Source organism: Streptacidiphilus jiangxiensis (genome assembly GCF_900109465.1).
Lineage (GTDB): Bacteria > Actinomycetota > Actinomycetes > Streptomycetales > Streptomycetaceae > Streptacidiphilus > Streptacidiphilus jiangxiensis.
In genome coordinates this window covers 40,591-57,337 of the sequence record NZ_FOAZ01000006.1, presented here as the reverse complement: position 1 = coordinate 57,337, position 16,747 = coordinate 40,591, and the positions used below count along the sequence as shown (strand labels likewise).

17 protein-coding genes are annotated in these 16,747 nt (G+C 73.4%); 11 read left to right on the top strand and 6 right to left on the bottom strand.

Features of this window, described 5'->3' with window-relative positions:
* Positions 1-161 precede the first annotated feature (161 nt).
* Positions 162-1,712 carry an FAD-binding oxidoreductase gene (locus BMY61_RS13450; protein ID WP_042447314.1) on the bottom strand — a complete coding sequence of 517 codons (1,551 nt, stop codon included), beginning with the start codon at positions 1,710-1,712 and terminating at the stop codon, positions 162-164.
* Between the two features lie 255 nt (positions 1,713-1,967).
* On the opposite strand from BMY61_RS13450, the gene BMY61_RS13445 reads away from it, so the two are divergent.
* Positions 1,968-3,593 (top strand): cellulose binding domain-containing protein, encoded by a 1,626-nt coding sequence (locus tag BMY61_RS13445; RefSeq protein WP_042447553.1) that lies wholly within the window; start codon positions 1,968-1,970, stop codon positions 3,591-3,593.
* 60 nt (positions 3,594-3,653) lie between these two features.
* Here the strand turns inward: BMY61_RS13445 and BMY61_RS13440 are convergent, their stop codons facing one another.
* The gene (locus tag BMY61_RS13440) at positions 3,654-3,932 is read right to left on the bottom strand and encodes a DUF1905 domain-containing protein (RefSeq protein ID WP_052438670.1); all 279 of its coding nucleotides are present in this window, start codon (positions 3,930-3,932) and stop codon (positions 3,654-3,656) included.
* A gap of 104 nt (positions 3,933-4,036) precedes the next feature.
* On the opposite strand from BMY61_RS13440, the gene BMY61_RS13435 reads away from it, so the two are divergent.
* On the top strand, positions 4,037-4,705 hold the full coding sequence (locus tag BMY61_RS13435) for a TetR/AcrR family transcriptional regulator (protein ID WP_052438671.1): 669 nt from the start codon (positions 4,037-4,039) through the stop codon (positions 4,703-4,705).
* 77 nt (positions 4,706-4,782) lie between these two features.
* Entirely contained in the window at positions 4,783-5,511 is a 729-nt protein-coding gene (locus tag BMY61_RS13430) for a class I SAM-dependent methyltransferase (RefSeq protein WP_042447316.1), read from the top strand.
* 82 nt (positions 5,512-5,593) lie between these two features.
* Here the strand turns inward: BMY61_RS13430 and BMY61_RS13425 are convergent, their stop codons facing one another.
* Positions 5,594-6,823: a lytic transglycosylase domain-containing protein gene (locus BMY61_RS13425; protein WP_052438672.1), complete on the bottom strand. Its 1,230-nt coding sequence runs from the start codon at positions 6,821-6,823 to the stop codon at positions 5,594-5,596.
* A 186-nt stretch (positions 6,824-7,009) separates the two neighbouring features.
* Here BMY61_RS13425 and BMY61_RS13420 point away from each other — a divergent pair, with 186 nt between their 5' ends.
* The 3 genes from BMY61_RS13420 (at position 7,010) to BMY61_RS13410 (ending at position 8,845) form a co-directional block, all read left to right on the top strand.
* The gene (locus BMY61_RS13420) at positions 7,010-7,504 is read left to right on the top strand and encodes an NUDIX domain-containing protein (RefSeq protein WP_052438673.1); all 495 of its coding nucleotides are present in this window, start codon (positions 7,010-7,012) and stop codon (positions 7,502-7,504) included.
* Between the two features lie 78 nt (positions 7,505-7,582).
* Positions 7,583-8,167, top strand: coding sequence for a GNAT family N-acetyltransferase (locus BMY61_RS13415; protein ID WP_042447317.1), 585 nt, complete (start codon positions 7,583-7,585; stop codon positions 8,165-8,167).
* Positions 8,168-8,290: 123 nt separating this feature from the next.
* Entirely contained in the window at positions 8,291-8,845 is a 555-nt protein-coding gene (locus BMY61_RS13410) for a GNAT family N-acetyltransferase (RefSeq protein ID WP_042447319.1), read from the top strand.
* 28 nt (positions 8,846-8,873) lie between these two features.
* Here the strand turns inward: BMY61_RS13410 and BMY61_RS13405 are convergent, their stop codons facing one another.
* Positions 8,874-9,314 carry a hypothetical protein gene (locus tag BMY61_RS13405; RefSeq protein WP_042447322.1) on the bottom strand — a complete coding sequence of 147 codons (441 nt, stop codon included), beginning with the start codon at positions 9,312-9,314 and terminating at the stop codon, positions 8,874-8,876.
* Positions 9,315-9,362: 48 nt separating this feature from the next.
* A complete protein-coding gene (locus tag BMY61_RS13400) occupies positions 9,363-11,813 on the bottom strand; it encodes a helix-turn-helix domain-containing protein (protein ID WP_042447324.1) in 2,451 nt (816 codons plus the stop codon).
* 147 nt (positions 11,814-11,960) lie between these two features.
* On the opposite strand from BMY61_RS13400, the gene BMY61_RS13395 reads away from it, so the two are divergent.
* The 5 genes from BMY61_RS13395 to BMY61_RS13375 all read left to right on the top strand — a co-directional run bounded on the left by BMY61_RS13395 (position 11,961) and on the right by BMY61_RS13375 (position 16,197).
* Positions 11,961-12,263: a hypothetical protein gene (locus BMY61_RS13395; protein ID WP_143094323.1), complete on the top strand. Its 303-nt coding sequence runs from the start codon at positions 11,961-11,963 to the stop codon at positions 12,261-12,263.
* Between the two features lie 183 nt (positions 12,264-12,446).
* Positions 12,447-12,764: a hypothetical protein gene (locus tag BMY61_RS13390; protein ID WP_042447325.1), complete on the top strand. Its 318-nt coding sequence runs from the start codon at positions 12,447-12,449 to the stop codon at positions 12,762-12,764.
* Entirely contained in the window at positions 12,761-13,963 is a 1,203-nt protein-coding gene (locus tag BMY61_RS13385; protein WP_042447327.1) for a PPE domain-containing protein, read from the top strand. Before BMY61_RS13390 ends, BMY61_RS13385 begins: the two co-directional genes overlap by 4 nt.
* A gap of 101 nt (positions 13,964-14,064) precedes the next feature.
* Positions 14,065-15,678: an alpha/beta hydrolase-fold protein gene (locus tag BMY61_RS13380; protein WP_083555165.1), complete on the top strand. Its 1,614-nt coding sequence runs from the start codon at positions 14,065-14,067 to the stop codon at positions 15,676-15,678.
* Positions 15,679-15,798: 120 nt separating this feature from the next.
* Complete coding sequence (locus BMY61_RS13375) at positions 15,799-16,197, top strand: hypothetical protein (RefSeq protein WP_042447328.1); 399 nt, start codon at positions 15,799-15,801, stop codon at positions 16,195-16,197.
* Between the two features lie 83 nt (positions 16,198-16,280).
* Here the strand turns inward: BMY61_RS13375 and BMY61_RS13370 are convergent, their stop codons facing one another.
* Complete coding sequence (locus BMY61_RS13370; protein WP_042447331.1) at positions 16,281-16,697, bottom strand: hypothetical protein; 417 nt, start codon at positions 16,695-16,697, stop codon at positions 16,281-16,283.
* Between the last annotated feature and the right edge of the window lie 50 nt (positions 16,698-16,747).

Below are 16,747 nucleotides of genomic sequence, written 5' to 3'. Positions count from 1 at the left end.
GACGGAACGGGGGAGTCCGGATGAAGCACCCGGTCGCCCTGAGCGGCGGACCTTCCGAAGTCAACCTGGGCCGCCCCCGGCGCTCCTGCCGGTGCACCCACTGGCCTGGCCGTTCGTGCCTGGTGGCCGGCCGAGCCGCGGGATGCGCCGACGAGGACGCCTCAGCCGCGGGTGACGGACTGGCGGAAGGCGAAGACGCCGTCGGGGTCGTACTGGTGGGCCACCGACTTGAGGCGGGGGAGGTTGGCGCCGTAGTAGGCGTGCCCCCAGTCGGGCAGGCCGGCGTCGATGTAGTTGACGTAGGCGCCGGTCGCGCCGAGGCGGGCCAGGCCGTCGCGGATGCCGTCCACCGTGCGGGTGGCCTGGCGGCGGCCGGCGGAGGTGGTGCCGGCGTAGATCTGCGCGCTGGCCAGCGAGTCGCGGTGCGGGAACGCGGTGGCGTCGGGGCGCAGTTGGGAGACCGCCCCGCCGAGGGAGTCCAGGAGGAGGTCGACGCCGGTGTGCCCGTGCATGAGGTCCGTGACCCGGCCCGCGTCGAGCGGTCGGGAGCCCAGCATGCGGGAGACGGCGACGAAGGACTCGCGCGGCAGCCTGCCGCCCTCGCTGACGGGGTGGCACTGGGCGAGGGAGTCGTTGGAGCAGCCGGCCATGTACTTCATCGCGCCGAGGTAGCTCTTCGGCACCACGCTGCGCGAGATCGGCCGCACGCCCGCGGCGGAGACCAGCCGGTCCAGCAGGCGGTTCGCCGCGGTCGTGCCGCCGACGTAGCAGCCGACGAGGTGCGCGGTCGGCGGGTTGCCGCCGGAGACCTGGCAGCTGGCCCACATCTCGAACGGCGCGTTGGCGATCCAGTGCTGCCAGGCGCCGATCACCTCGGCGGCGGAGCCGGAGGGGAAGCGCAGGGAGAAGACCGTCAGCCCCGGTGCCGGCTCGGTGCGGAAGGTGAACTCCGTGACCACGCCGAAGTTGCCGCCGCCCCCGCCGCGCAGGGCCCAGTACAGGCCGGGCTCGGAGGTGGGCGAGGCGGTGCGCAGGTGCGAGTCGGCGGTGACGACCTCGGCCGCGGCCACGCGGTCGCAGGTGAGGCCGTACTTGCGGGCCAGCACGCCGATCCCGCCGCCGAGGGTGAGTCCGCTGACGCCGACGGTGGGGCAGGAGCCGGCCGGGAGCAGCCGGCCGGCCGCGGCCAGCGCGTAGTAGACCTCGATCAGCCGCGCGCCGGCGCCCACGACGGCAGTGCCGTCACGGCGCACCTGGACCTGGGACATCAGGCGCAGGTCGAGGACGAGGCCGCCGCTCGGGACGCTGTAGCCGAGGTAGCTGTGGCCGCCGCTGCGGGCGGCGATCGGCAGGCCGTGGCCGCGGGCGACGTCGAGGCAGGCCTGCACGTCGGCCGCCGAGGCGCAGCGGGCGATGGCGGCCGGGTACTGACCGTCGTTCAGTTCGTTGAAGCCGAGCCGCTGGACGGCGTAGCCGCGATCGCCCGGCAGGATCAGGCGGCTGCCCAGGCGCCGGCGCAGCGCCTTCCAGTCGGGCGCCGCGTGGGGCGAGTGGGGGGAGGTGCGTGCGCGGGTCGGCCACGCGTCGACGGAGGACGTCGTGCGCCCCGAGCGTGACCCGCCACCGAGTGCCGCCGCCGGGCCGGCCCCGGCCAGCACCGCCGCCCCGCCTCCGCCGAGCGCCGTCAGAAACCCCCGTCGGTCGACCGCCATGTGCCTGCCCTCTCTGCCGGCGGGTCACCCCGAGGCCCGCACCTGGGCGAACTCTATCCGTCGCGGACGTGGCGGTCCGTCAGGGCGCGGCCGAGTCGTGGGCCTTAGGGGACTGTTAAGAAACCTTTCTATTGACGACCCATATTGGTCTGGACCATGTTGGGAGGGCCGCGCGGTTGATCACCACCCCCACCTGCCGTGTACGGCACGGCCTTTGCCGTGCCGTCACCCGAGAACGACGAGGAGGACTCGCCCATGAGGCGCGTCACCCTGTCCCTGGCCACGGTCGCCGGACTGCTGGCCATGCCGCTGACGGCGGCCGTGACCGCGACCCCCGCGCAGGCCGCGGGCGGCCTGACCGGCCTGATCGCGAACTACGCGGTCACCTCCAGCTGGTCGAGCGGCTTCGAGGCGAGCTACACCATCACCAACAACACCAACGCCACCGTCAACACCTGGTCGCTCTCCTTCGACCTGCCCGCGGGCGAGAACGTCACCAGCGCGTGGAACGGCACGCTGACCTCCAGTGGCAGCCACTTCACGATCACCGCGCCCAGCTGGGCGGGCCCGCTCGCCCCCGGCGCGACCGCGGCGGTCGTCGGGTTCGACGTCTCCACCGGCGGCACCCCCACGGCCCCGGCCAACTGCACCATCAACAACGCGCCCTGCGCCGGGCTGCCGGCCGACGCCACCCCGCCGACGACGCCGACCGGCCTCAAGGTCGCCGACAGCGCTCCCGGGGCGGTCTCACTGTCCTGGAACGCCTCCACCGACAACCAGTCCGTGGCCGGCTACCACCTGTGGGAGGGCGGCGCGGTGGTCGCCACCGTCACCGGCACCAGCGCCACGCTCACCGGCCTGATCCAGGGAAGCAGCCACTCCGTCAGCGTCTCGGCGTTCGACCCGAGCGGCAACGAGTCGCCCGCGTCGGCCGCCGTGACCGCGGTCGCGGGCACCGGCAGCGTCCCGGGCGCCGCCGCCCCCTACGTGGACCTGGGCGCGTACCCGACGCCGAGCCTGACCACGCTCGCCGCGAACAGCGGGCTCAAGCAGTTCTCGCTCGCCTTCGTCATCAACGGCAGCACCCCGTGCAGCGCCAGCTGGTTCGGCGCCTACGACGCCACCTCCGGTTGGGACAAGGCCGACATCGACGCGTTCCGGGCCACCGGCGGCGACGTCCGGGTCTCCTTCGGTGGCGCCAACGGCACCGAGCTGGCGCAGTCCTGCACCACCGTCGCGGCGCTCCAGGACCAGTACCAGAAGGTCGTCGACGCCTACGGGCTGGACCGGATCGACTTCGACATCGAGGGCACGGCCGTCACCGACCACGCCTCCATCGACCGCCGCTCCCAGGCGCTCGCCCAGCTCCAGGCGGCGGAGGCCGCCAAGGGTCGCGACCTCAGGATCAGCCTGACGCTTCCGGTGCTGCCCTCCGGCCTGACGGCCGACGGCCTCTACGTCCTGCAGTCCGCCAAGGCGGCCGGCCTGAACGTCGACGTCGTCAACGTGATGGCCATGGACTTCGGCGACTCCGAGGCCCCCAACCCGGCCGGCCGGATGGGCACCTACGCCATCGAGTCCGCCCAGGCCACCCAGGCGCAGATCCTCTCCGTCTGGACCACCCTGACGGCGGCGCAGGCCTGGCTCAAGGTCGGCGTCACCCCGATGCTGGGCCAGAACGACAACACCTCGGAGGTCTTCGGCCTGTCCGACGCCTCGCAGCTGGTGAGCTTCGCGCAGCAGAACCACCTGGGCGAGCTGGCCTTCTGGGAGATGACCCGGGACGCCAACGCCTGCACCGGCGGCGGCCTGTCCAAGTGCACCAACATCGCGCAGACGCCGTACGAGTTCTCCAAGATCTTCGCCGGCTTCACGGGCTGAGCCACCCGGTGGGAGGGCGCCGCGCCGACGTTCCGTCGGCGCGGCGCCGTCGCTCTGCGCCTACGCGCGCTCGCGCGGCTCGGTGTCCAGTTCGATGGTCACCGGGAGCTGGTCGCCCGCGGCGACGGACGCGGCCTGGCGGATCGCGGCGCTGACGCTGATCAGGGTGCGGCCGCCCATGACGCCGAGCGTGGTGCGGTAGGTGTAGCCGTTGAGGGTGACCCTCACCGGCGGGCGCTTGCCGGCGCCGAGGCCGGTCACGATCTCCTCGGGAACGGGAATGCCGGTGGTGGTCTTGCCGGTCGCCTCGACCGTGGCCTGGAACAGCACCGTCACCATCTCCTCATGGCGTCATGTATTGCACCGACCAGTGCACTATCTTGTATACCACTGAGTACCACAGGCGGCGAGCAGACGGCGGCGGCGACATGGGAGACAGCGACGTGAGCGACCGGCACCCCCCTCTCCGCGCCCCCCTCGGCCCCCGCGACCGCGGGCCCGATCCGCGCACCCTGCGCACCCGCGCCGCCGTCGCCGAGGCCGCCACCACCCTCTTCCTGCAGCGCGGCTACCAGGACACGGGCGTCGACGAGATCGCCGCCCTCGCCAAGGTCTCCAAGCGCAGCATCTACAACAACTACGGCGACAAGGAGTCCCTCTTCACCGAACTGGTGCTCGGCTTCACCAGCACCGCCGGGGAGTTCGCCGACCGGCTCGTCACCGGGCTCGCCGAGGCCGCCGACCTCCCGCAGGCGCTGCACGAGCTCGGCCGCCGACACCTGCGCACCGTCGCCCGCCCCGAGGTCCTGCGGCTGCGCCGCCTGATCATCCTGGAGGCCGGCCGCTTCCCGGCCCTGGCCGAGGAGTACTACCGCTCCGCGCCGGGGCGGGTCATGGCGGCTCTGACCGAGGCCTTCGCCCTGCTCCACGCCCGCGGCGCCCTCACCGCCCCGAATCCGCGCCGCGCCGCCGAGCACTTCTCCTACCTGGTGCTCGGCAGCACCCTGGACTCCTTCCTCTTCGCCCCGGAGGCCGACCTGCCCACCCCCACCGAACTCGACCGTCTTGCCGACGACGGCGTCACCGCCTTCCTCGCCGCCTACGGCGGCTGACACCGCCGGAACAGTCGCAGAAATCGTCGGAAAGGCGGTCGAGGAGTCCTCAGGGAACAGGTAGCGTCCAGGCTTTGATGACTGACACCTGGGACACCATCGCCGACTGGTACGCAGAGCTCCTCCGGGCCGGCTCCGCGCTCAACGAGTTCAACCGTGACGTCCTGCTTGACCGGCTTCCCTCCCGGCTGAGCGGTCACCGGGTTCTCGACCTCGGCTGCGGCGAGGGCATCATCAGCCGCGCGCTGGCCGCCCGCGGGGCGTCCGTCGTGGGTGTCGACCCGACGCCGCGCCTCATCGAACACGCCCGGGCCGCCGGGGCGGCCGGTCCCGGCACCGTGGTCTACACCGTCGACGACGGATGCACGCTCGCGACGGTCGCCGACGATTCGGTCGACTGGGTCACCGCCGGTCTGTCCCTGAACCACGTGCCCGACCTGGATGCCGCCCTGAAGGCTGTAGGCCGGGTGCTGACCGCGCGGGGCTCGCTCGTCCTCAGCGTGCCGCACCCCTGCTTCGAGGCGCCGCACGCGACGTGGGCGCAGGCTGCTGACGGTGCCACCCGCAGGGTGGTCGGCGACTACCTCGCCGAGGGGTTCTGGCGGTCCGACCAACCCCAGGCCGTGCGCCGAGTCGGCAACCACCACCGGACGACGTCCACGTATGTCACCGCACTGCTGCGGCACGGCTTCGCGCTCGAGTCCCTGACCGAGCCGACCCCGACCGCCGAAGTGGTGGCCCGGCAGCCGCAGAGGGCAGGGCTGCCGCCCTTCCTTCTCATCCGCGCCCGCGCCTGTGAGCGGTGAGCGGTGCGGAGATCCGGACGAACTCGCCTTCGCCCTCAGGTGTTCCCGTGACGGCGGACACCTGCCGTGCCTCGGCAGCCGTTCAAGATCCTGGACGGGCGGTGCCCGTACCCGACGGGGCCGGCGAGCCCGTCGAGGTCGGGCTCGGGCAGCCGGTGGGCGACGGGGTCGGGGAGGCGCTGCCGGTTCCGGTCGGGGTGGGCGTCGGGGAGGGCGACGGCGAGCTCGAGCCGCTCGGCGTCCCCGTCGGCGAGGGGCAGGCCGGGGTGGAGGAGGACGGGGAGCCCGACGGCGAAGCCGTGGGGGAGCCCGAGGTCGTGGGAGAGCCGGACGGTGTGGCGGAGCGGGACGGCCTCGGGCTCGGGCTCGGCGAGCCCGACCGCGTGGGGCTCGACGTCGGATGCGGGCGGCTGCCGCTGGGGCTGGGCCGGCCGCTCGCCGACGGGCTGCCGGAGCCGGAGCCGGAGCCGATGCCGGTGGGGCCGGAGCCGGTGTTGGGGTTGTTCTCGTAGTACGTGATCCACGCCGTCACCGTGGCGAGGTAGCCGGCGGAGTGGTTGTAGCTGAGGATCGCCGCGTCCAGGCCGGTCGGGGTGGAGAGGTCGCGGCCGCCCGCACACAGGTAGTGCCCGGCGGCCAGGGCCGCGTCGAAGATGTTGTTGACGTCGGCCACGCCGTCGCCGTTGCCGTCCACACCCCACTGCGCCCAGGTGGAGGGCAGGAACTGCATCGGGCCCTCGGCGTGCGCCCAGCCGCCCCCGGGCGCGGGGATGGCCGCGTTGCCGCCGGTGCCGTCGAGCGCGGGGCCGAGGATGGGCGTGCGGGTGGTGCCGTCGGCGGTCAGGTCGCCGCCCTCGGCCTGCCCGGACTCGACCTCGCCGATGCCCGCGAGCATCTGCCAACGCAGCCGGCAGCCGGGATCGGAGTGGGACACCGCTCGCTCGGCGTCGAGGTAGGCCGCGAGGACGAGCGGGGGTATGCCGCTCCCGCCCGCGGGCGACCCGGCGGTGGGGGTGGCGGGGCCCTGCGCGGCGGCGGAGGTGCGACCGTCCCCGCCGGTCGGGGGCGAACCGCCGGGCGGCAGGACGCGGTGCAGGGGCGCGCTGTCGCCGGTCGCACTCATGGTGTTGGTTCGCGACACGGCGGACCCGACGGCGGCCGGGACGCTGCTCGTGGTGACGGCGCCCAGCGCGACGAGCCCGACCGCGGTCGTGGCCGCGCACCACAGGCGCGGCCGGTCGACGGAGCGGGTGCGCTCGCGACGGACGATCAGACGCAGAGGCCTGGTGGGGCGGGCAGGTTCCGTGGGCACAGGAGCCGGCTTCCTTCCACTGAGGCGGCGTGCGTGGTTCAGGTCGCGGACTCCCGCTCGGGCGAGCACCGGCCCCGGAGCGGTCGACGCGCCGCGCCGGGCCTTCGTCACACTAGCCGATCAGCCGTGTCCGGCGACAGGACACCCTCGGCCAACCGGCAACGGACGGACGGCTACTGTGGGGAGATGGACGGGGAGCGGAACGGGCCGCGCGTCAGTGCCCGTGCGGTGCTGGTCGATCCGCGCGGGCGGATCCTGCTGGTGCGTCACCACGACGGAACGCGCGACTTCCACGTCCTGCCCGGCGGCCGGCTGGAGCTCGGCGAGACCGCCGAGGAGGCGGTGCGGCGGGAGGTGCTGGAGGAGACCGGCCACCGGGTGCGGGTGCTGCGCCTGCTGTGGGTCCGCGAGTTCCTTCCCGAGCGGCACCTCGGCCATCCGCTGCACAGCACCTCACGGCAGCAACTGCAGCTGGTCTTCCAGGTGGAGCAGGAGCAGGAGCAGGAGCCCGGACCGCAACCGCCGCTGCCGCTGCGGCCCGACCGGACACAGACGGCCCTGGTCTGGCACCCGCTCGCCGACCTCGCCGACCTCACCCTCCTGCCGCTCGGCCTCACGGCCGAGCTGACCGCCCTCGCCGCCGGCCGTCCGACCCGCACCTACCTGGGCGACCTGGCCTGACGGTCCCGCCGGGCCCGCATCCGCGGGCAGCGGATATGCAGCGGACAGCCGCGACGGTCCCTGGCTAGCCTCACCGTCATGACCTTCGACGACTACGCGATCAGAGCCGAGCAGCCCCAGGACCACGCGGACGTGCGCCGCGTCCACGCGCTCGCCTTCGCGGACCCGGACCACGTCCCCGCGCTGGTCGACGCGTTGCGGGAGGCGCCCGCCGCGATCGCGCCGATCTCCCTCGTGGCGACGCGTCAGGGCGAGGTGGTCGGCCACGTCATGCTGAGCGCCTGCCGCCTGGACGCCGACCCCCGGCTGGTGGACGTGCTCAGCCTGTCACCGCTCGGGGTCCTCCCGGACCACCAGCGCCGAGGCGTCGGGACCGCACTGGTCAGGGCAGCGCTGGCGGCCGCCGAGCGCAGTGGCGTACCGCTGGTCTTCCTGGAGGGATCGCCCACGTACTACGGGGCGCGGGGCTTTCAGCGGGCGAGCGCGTACGGGTTCCGCTCGCCCTCGCTGCGTATCCCGGACCCGGCGTTCCAGGTCGTGCGCCTGTCGTCCCACGAGCCGTGGATGACCGGCACGTTCGTCTACTCCGAGCCCTTCTGGGCGCACGACTGCGTCGGCCTGCGCGACCCGGAGCTGTTCGCGAGGATCGCCGCCCAGCCCTGAGCCGGGGTGCCGGGGCCGGCCTGACGTAGGTCTCGTCGACCTCCCGGATCAGGCCACGGCTCTGCCCGGGAACTGGGGTGTCCTTCCGGTCGGTTCGTTGCGCTCCCTTGAGAGGATGCCGCCATGGAACCACTCGACGTGCCCGTGCTCGCCGCCGACGGCGGATTCACCCTGCGGCCCTGGACCATGGCGGAGCCCGATCTCGAGTTGGTGCGCGAGGCGGCCGAGGACGAGCTGATCCCGCTGATCACGACCGTGCCCGCGGCGTACTCCCGGTCGGAGGGCATCGCCTTCGTGGAACGTCAGTGGCAGCGGGCCCTGACCCGCACCGGGTACCCGTTCGTCATCGAGGCGGCAGACGGGCGGCCTGTGGGCAACATCGGTCTGTGGCTGCGCAACCTCAGCGACGGACGTGCCTCGCTGGGGTACTGGGTGGTCGCGTCGGCGCGGGGGAGGAGGGCTGCGGGGGCCGGGCTGGACGCCGTCGCGCGGTGGGCGCTGACGGAGCTCGGGATCCCGCGGCTGGAGCTGTACGTCGAGCCGTGGAACGAGGCCTCCTGGCGGACCGCCGAGCGCGTCGGGTTCACCAGGGAGGGGCTGCTGCGGGGTTGGCAGCTGGTCGGGACCGAGCGTCGGGACATGTTCATGTACTCGCTGCTGGCCACCGACGGAGGCTGACCGGTCGGGCCGCGCACCGGTCCGCGTCTCAGTCCGCCAGCACGCCGGCCAGGGCGCGGCCGAAGAGCACGCGGCAGGTGGCCGCGGTGATCGGGTCGAACGCGGCCGGGACGCCCCGGACGCGGATCTCCTCGACCCACAGCACGTCCGCGCCGACCCCGCTGTCCCGGCGACGGACGCGCAGTTCCGCCCAGCCGCGCACCGACTGCCCCCGCTTCTCCAGGCGGCACAGGCCGGCTCCGCCCTCCCCCGGCGGGGTGAAGGCCACGATCTCCATCGGGTCGTCGAAGCCCCACCGCCCCACCGCCGTCCGGGCGAGCACCACCTCGCCCACCGCGCGCCCCGTGCCGGAGACGGGCGCGACCGTGGTGAACGGCATGCGGTCACCGTGACGGCGCCAGTCGGTGAGCCGGTCCCAGCAGTCCGGGACGGTCAGCGCGGTGGATCGCTGGAGCAGGAAGACGGCCATGGACCTCATCATCCATGCCGGTTGCGAACATTGAGGAGCGCCGCGCCCTCACTCCTTCTCGCCGCGTGCCTCCGCCGCCGGGTCGGAGAGGTCCGCGTCGGCGAAGCGGGCCTCGCGCGCGCGGTGGGCGCGGGCGAGATGGTGCTGCAGACGGACGTGGCGGAACTGGTAGACCGCGCCGGAACGGCGCAGTGCGCCCCGGCCGTAGGCGTCGTCCAGGAACGCGGCGGTGTTCCAGGGCAGTCGCCCCGTCAGCGGGAGCCAGAACCGGACCAGGACCAGCCACTGGCCCCAGGCGGTGAAGGTGAAGACGTAGGCGGCGGCGCCGCCCACCCCGCCGATGACGCCGATCTCGATCCCGCCCTCTCCCCAGATCAGCGGGCCCAGGGTGCCCTGGAAGGTGACGGTGACCAGCTCGCCGATCCCGGTGATCGCGCCCGCCAGCAGCGCGGCGAGGACGAGGAGCTGCCGGGTGGTCTCGGCCCGGTTCGAGGCGAGCAGGGCGGAGGGCGTGGCCGTGGAGCTGGTGTCCAGCGGCGCCTGGAAGGCCGTCAGGAGTCCGAAGACCGACGTTGCCGCCGTGCCGAAGATCAGCGCGAAGACGACGATGTTGATGAGCGTCACCGTCAGCACGCCCGGCGCGCTGAGCGGGAAGTGGTAGACAAGGCTGCGTTCCAGGGTCAGGGCGAGCGCGAAGCCGGCGCCCATGACGAAGCCGCCGAGCAGGATCGCGCCGAGGTGCGCGGTGAGCGCGCGGCGTGGTCGGCGGGTCATCTGCTGGTGCCCGCGCAGACGCAGGCGGGTGCGGGAGGGCTCGATGCCGGAGCCTCGGCCGAACAGGGGCGTCACCGCGTACACGCAGCCGAACGCCAGGCCCGCCACCGGCCCGAGCAGCAGGCCGAGCAGCACGATCTGGACCGGGTCGACCGCGATCAGCGCCCCGATCAGGGCTCCGACCAGCCAGGTGGAGACGGTGAGGCAGGCCGCGGTGGTGAGCACGACCGCGAGCGTGCGCGAGCTGCGGCGCATGCTGTCGCCGAGCTGCCACCAGGCGAGGTCGTGCCGGTCCGACGGGTGGGTGGCCAGGCCGTGGGCCAGGTAGCCGAGCCAGCGACCGGCCTGGTCGGGGTGGAACGCGCGGCGCGGCCGACCGCGACCGGGGGTGGCGGGTTCGGGGGGCCGCATGCGGTAGAGGGTGGGCACGAAGCCCTTCAGCAGGTGCTCCTCCAGCGAGCGGGTGTCGGGGAACCTGTCGGCGTCCAGGAGTTCGGCGGGGTCGGGGCCGGCCTTGCCGCCGGATCCGTCACCGCTGTCACCCCGCTCCTCGTCGCTGCCGTCGCCACTTCCGTCGCCGCTTCCGTCGCTGTAGAGGACGCGGGCCAGGGCGACCATGAGCGGGGTGCTGAGCGCCTCCGCGAGCCGCGCGCCCGCCGGATCCTGCGGGTCGCGGGCGGCGGTCAGGACCCGGTCCCAGCCGTGGGCGTTCCCGTCGCGGGCCGTGCGGGGCAGGTAGTGCGCCAGGTCGTCGGTGGTGATGTCGCCGAGCTCGATGCCGGCGGCCCAGGCCAGGGGGGCTCCGGCGACGCGGACCGCGTCCGCGAACTCCTCGCGCCTGGTGGTCACCACCAGGGCCGAGGACGTCGTGTTCAGCTCACGCAGCGCCGCCGCGCGCAGGCCCTCGGCGATCTCGTCGAAGCCGTCCAGGACGGGCAGTACGGCGTCGCAGTGGATCAGCGCCTCGGCGAGGGACTGCGCGCCGCCGGGGCTGCGGCGTGCCAGATGCGGGTGGTCGCGCAGCAGTTGGCCGACCAGCCAGTCGGGCAGCGAGGTGGTGGTCGGATCCCAGGCGCCGAGGCTGAAGATGACCGGGACCTGGGAGCAGCCGGACTCCAGCAGGTCCAGCGCCAGGCGGATCGCCAGCACCGACTTGCCGGCCCCGGCGCGCCCGAGGACGACCAGGCGGCCCGAGGGTATGCGCCGGTGCACCAGCGCCACGTCCGACAGGTCCCCCGACAGGTCCAGGGGCTCGGCGACGGCCCCAGGCCCCAGCCGCTGGATGTTGTCCGAGCGGTCGACCAGGTCGGCGGGGGCGGGACGCCAGCGCACCGGGAGGTGGAACGGGTCGCGGACCCGGCTCTGGTCCTCCTCGCGCCGCCAGCGCCGCCGGATCTCCCGCGCCAGCTCCCCGGCCGCCTCCTCCAGCACGCCGTGCACGTGGAACGGTGACCGGGGCGCGAAGGCGGGAGCGGGTGCGGCGCCCGCGCGCACGTCGGTGCCCGCGTCGGCGGGCAGGCCGGCCGAGGAGGGGTTCAGGACGTGCGGCGCGACCCCCAGTGCGGCCGCCAGCTGGTTGATCGTCGCCAACCGCGGGTCGGGCAGTGCGCCGTTCTCCAGGCGGCGGATGGTGCGCACGCTCACTCCCGAGCGTTCGGCCAGCTGCTCCTGCGTCATGCTCGTGGCCGTTCGCAGCCCCCGCAGGGCCGTGCCCAGCTCCGTCACCACGGCTCCTTACGCACCAGTAAGTTGTCGGTGCGTACCCTATCGTCCCCGCAGTGACGACCGGTCATCCATGGCCGGTGCGTGACCTGGCGCCGGTGCGGAGGTGCCCGGAAGGATCGTGCGGTTCGCCGACGGCGGATCAGCAGCGTGCCACCGGACCGCGTTTCGGGGACGGGACGGACGGCGCTCAGCGGCGCGGCAGAAGGGATCGCCGTGCAGTACCGGTACTGGTGCGGGGAGTGCGGCTTCAGCACCGGCTGGACCGGCGAGACCGAGGGACGCCTGCAGCTCCTGCGGCACTGCCGGCGGTGGCACCGCGGCATCCCCGTGGGCGGACATCGCGAGCGGGCCCGCGGGCGGGCCGACCGGTGGGGCGGATGTCTGGTGGCCCTCTGCGTGGGTCTGGCGCTGGTGGTGCCGGCCGTGGTGCTGCTTGTCCTCCTCGTGTGAGGGAGCCCGGTCACGGTCGTCGCGGTTGGTGCGGAAGCCCAGTTCAGGCCCTGTGCGCGGGGGACCGGTCGTATGTGGCCGGTCGGTTGACCTGTTGTCAGGGACGCCGCACGACCACGGTGGTGCCGCGGCGCCGAAGGACCGGCGCCGCAGCGACTTCGGGCGGGGGGAGACGAGAAGGCAGTGAGCGGGTACCAGGTCGACGTCGACTTTCTCAGGGAGACGGTGCTCAAGCTCCAGGGCATCACCGACGGCATGGACGGCAAGAGCCAGATCGCCGCCTACCAGACCGGGCTCAGCCGGGCGCAGCTCGGCTCGCCCGACTTCCTGGAGGCCGACAGCCTGCACGACGCCCACGTGCAGATGCAGACCGCCCTCAAGGGCATGGTCGCGACGCTGCAGGAGATGCTCCAGGAGGTCACCGACGGGACCGGCAGCGTCCACCGGCGCTACCTGGACCAGGAGCAGGAGACGGTCCAGTCCTTCCGGAGGCAGGCGTGAGCGACATCGCGGGAACCGGCGGTACCGCCGGGGAGAGCGCGGTGGCCGGCCCGGCCGTCGCCGGACCGGCCGGGGACGACGGCGTGGTCGGAGCCGTCGTGGGTGCCGTCGAGTCGGCGGTGTCCGACGTGGTCGGTGGAGTGCTGAAGGCGGTCGACGCCCAGAACCTGGCCGACCGACTGTGGAACCGGGTGCTGCGGGCGAACCGCGGCGGGCACCACCGCGCCGGGGCCTTCACCACCGACTTCGAGGCCGTTCCCACCCTCGCCGGGCTGCGAGCCATGATCGAGACCACCGACCCCGCCGCCGTCCAGGCGGTGGCCGACCACTGGCGGCACCTGCACGACGAACTGCAGGACACCGCCGCGCAGCTGACCACCCACGCCGACAACCTGCTCGAGCACTGGAACGGACCCTCCGCGGCCGCCTTCCGCCGCCAGGTGCAGACCCTGCGCACCAGCCTGACCAACGGCGCCGCCCACGCCGCGAACGCCGCCGCGGCGACCGGGGGAGTCGCGCACGCGCTCACCGTCGCCCGGACCGAGATGCCGCCCGATCCGAGCCTGCTCGACACGGTCCTGCGGGCCGTCACCTCGCAGACCACCGACTGGAAGTTCAAGGCGGACGCCGCCAAGCACGGCCTCGCGCACGCGCTGGCCGCCGACGGCGCGCAGCTGTCCGCGCAGGAACAGGCCCGGCAGCAGGCCGTCGTGGTGATGGAGCGGCTCGGCGTCGCCTACAACAACGCCACCGCGCAGCTCGACCACCCGCCCACCCGTACCGCCGCCACGCACGCCCGCAGGGTGTGGCCGCCGGAACCCGTCACGGCCCACGCGAGCCTGCTCGGACAGGGCCCGCTGCGGGCGGGACCGGCCGGGATCGGCTCGGGCGCGCTCGTCGGGGGTGGGATCCCGGCCGCCGCACCGGCGTCCGGCTCGCCGGTGTGGCTCGGCGCGCCACCGCCCGAGGTGTCGCCCACGGCGGTCACCGGCGTGTCCGAGCCCTCCCGGGCGGGCGGCGTGGCCGAGGCGGAACCGGCGGCCGCTCTCGGCGGGCCGCTCGGGGAGGGGATGCGGCCGTCGGCCGGATCAGGCTCCGGCGGGTCGGGCCGCCGCAACCGGACCCGCTACCCGCTCCCCGCGGACGGCGACGACTGGGACGCGCCACCGTCCGCCAACCCGCCGGTGATCGAGGCCTGACCGCACCGACGCGCCCCGTCGACCTCCGCTCGCACCACCGTGGCGGGCTCCGTCCCGTCCGCCGACATCCACCCTCAATCCCCGTCGTCCGGGAGGACCTTGTGAAACACCGGTTGGCCGCTGCCCTGGCCGCCTTCGTGACCGCGCTCGCCACCGTGACCGGCACCTTCCTCACCGCCACCACCGCCCACGCCGACACCTCGGCCGGCGCCCCCGTGCTGGCCGACGGCTTCGGCCTGACCCAGGTCAGCGACCCCTCGCTGGTCGACAACCCGTACATCCCCGCCGACACCCCGACGGACTTCCGGATCACCGTCGACAGCGCCCAGGTGGCCAACGCCCCCGGCACGGTGGGGCACCACATCCGGATCGTGCTGCCGTCGGACTACTACAGCAACCCCGGCAAGCGCTACCCGGTGCTCTACCTGCTGAACGGCTCGCCCGGCGACCCGTGCGACTACTTCGACGCCTCGTTCTACGGCCAGTCGAACATGCCGAAGTTCGACGGGATCAAGAACAGCTCCGGGATGATCATCGTCATGCCGGACGGCGGCGCGCGCAGCTGGTACACCAACTGGCTGATGCAGAACACCGAGGCGGGCGCGCAGAACTGGGAGAACTTCGAGATCGACCAGGTGGTCCCGTTCATCGACGCCAACCTGCGCACCGTCGCGGACCGGGCGCACCGGGGCATCGCCGGGATCTCCATGGGCGGCTTCGGCGCCCTCCACCTGGCCCAGCTCCACCCGGACATGTTCAGCCAGGTCGCCAGCCTGTCCGGCGAGGACGACCTCTCGCGGAACGAGATGATCTTCCGTGAGGTGATGGTCGCCTCGATGACCAACCAGGACACCCAGGTGCCCGCCGCCCTGATCGACCTCCTGGCTCCCGGTCAGCGGGCCTGGAGCGCCTGTCACCCGGTCAGCGACCCCTACGCGCCCAGCGTCTCCAACACCGACGCCATGTACGGGACGCCGTATCCGTTCTCGGTGGTGACACCCCCGTTCAACGACTCGCTGTGGACCGCGGCCGACCCGACCGAGAACGCCTCCGCCTTCTCGGGGATGAACGTCTCCCTCTACGTCGGCAACGGCAAGAGCCTGCCCGACAACGACGAGTTCTGGCTGGAGAGCGAGTCGCAGCACTTCGACGCGGCCTTGGTGAACGCCGGTCAGCACCCGTACTTCGTGGACTTCGGCGGCGGGGCCGGATGGGGTTCCTGCGACGGCGGCCACGACCACACGTGCTGGGACCAGGACCTCTTCGACCTGCTGCCGCGCATGCAGGCCGCGTTCGCGGGCGCCCCGGCGGCGCCGGTGACGTCCGTCGGGCAGGTCACCGTCGCCAACCAGGGCCTGTGCCTGGACGTGCGCAACGGGGCGTTCCTGGACAACATGCCGGTGCAGGTCTACGGCTGCAACGGCACGGTCCCGCAGAGCTGGACGGTCGGGTACGGCAACACCGTGCGGGCGATGGGCAAGTGCCTCGACGTCTCCGGCGGCGGCATCGCCGACGGCACCGGCGTCGACCTCTACGCCTGCAACGGCACCGGAGCCCAGAATTGGGTGCCGCAGGCCGACGGGACGCTGCTCAACCCGCAGTCGGGCCGCTGCCTCTCCGACGCGAACTGGGGTGGCGCCGGCACGCAGACCGTCATCTGGGACTGCGGCAGCGGCACCGACCAGCAGTGGACCCTGCCCAAGGCCACGGCGTGATCCCGCGTCCTGGGCACGCCTGTTGACGCGCCCAGGGACCGGTGCCAGCATGACGCGGATTCCATCCCGGAGGGCGCCGACCTGAGGCGTCCCTCCGCACACCACGGGGGAGGCCCGGTCATGGGGCAGCAGCAGGAGCAGTACGTTCCGCAGGTGCAGCCGGTGTACGTCGGCGAGCAGGTGCAGATGGGCACCGGCCTCGGCGGCATGCGGCCGATTGCACAGAGCGGCAAGGTCTACCTCGCCGGGGGCGAGCTCGTCCTGGTCGGCACCCAGGGCCAGCTGCTGGACCGGGCGCCGGTCTCGCAGGTGACCTGGAAGAAGACCTGGTACACCATGGGCAGCGTGATCTTCGTGACGCTGGGCGGCGAGCGCCGCTACTCGTTGGGGATCAAGACCGGCGGGCTGATGCTGCTCACCGGCGCGGCCCGGGTCTTCATGGGCAACTCGGCGGGCAAGACGTTCGTCGAGGCGCTGACCCAGGAACAGGCCCGCCTCGCGGGCGTCCCCACGGCCTGACCGGCCGCCGCCCCGCCGCCGCACGCAATCGACGCCCCTGCACCGACCGGGAGTTCACTCCGGTCGGTGCAGGGGTTGCTGCATCAGCGGGTCACGCGGATGGTGTCGGTGTTGGAGTAGTCCAACGGCACCAGCCGGTGGTTGCGGACGGTCTCCAGGACCGCACGCAGCTGGTACGTGCCCGGCTTGTCGAACTCGACCGGGGTGACCAGAGTGCCGAAGCCGTCCGGGTCGAAGAAGATGTGCTGCGGCGGGCAGTAGGAGTGCCACGTGCCGTGCGTGCCCTCGCGCCACTGAAGGCAGAACCACGGGTGGCGGGCCCGCTTGTCGATCCCCTCCGGCTGGACGTCGAAACGGTGGTGGGCCCGGGCCGTGCCGGGGGCCTTGAGGACGAAGAACGTCCCGGAGGACCGGTCGGCCGCCCCGGCGGTGACCGGGACCGCGGCGGCCAGCCCGATGGTGGCGGCGATCACGCCGGCGCGCAGGATGCCTTTCAACACAGGCGAATTTCCCCCTTGTTCATGCTCTGTCTGCGAACACCTGCCACCCG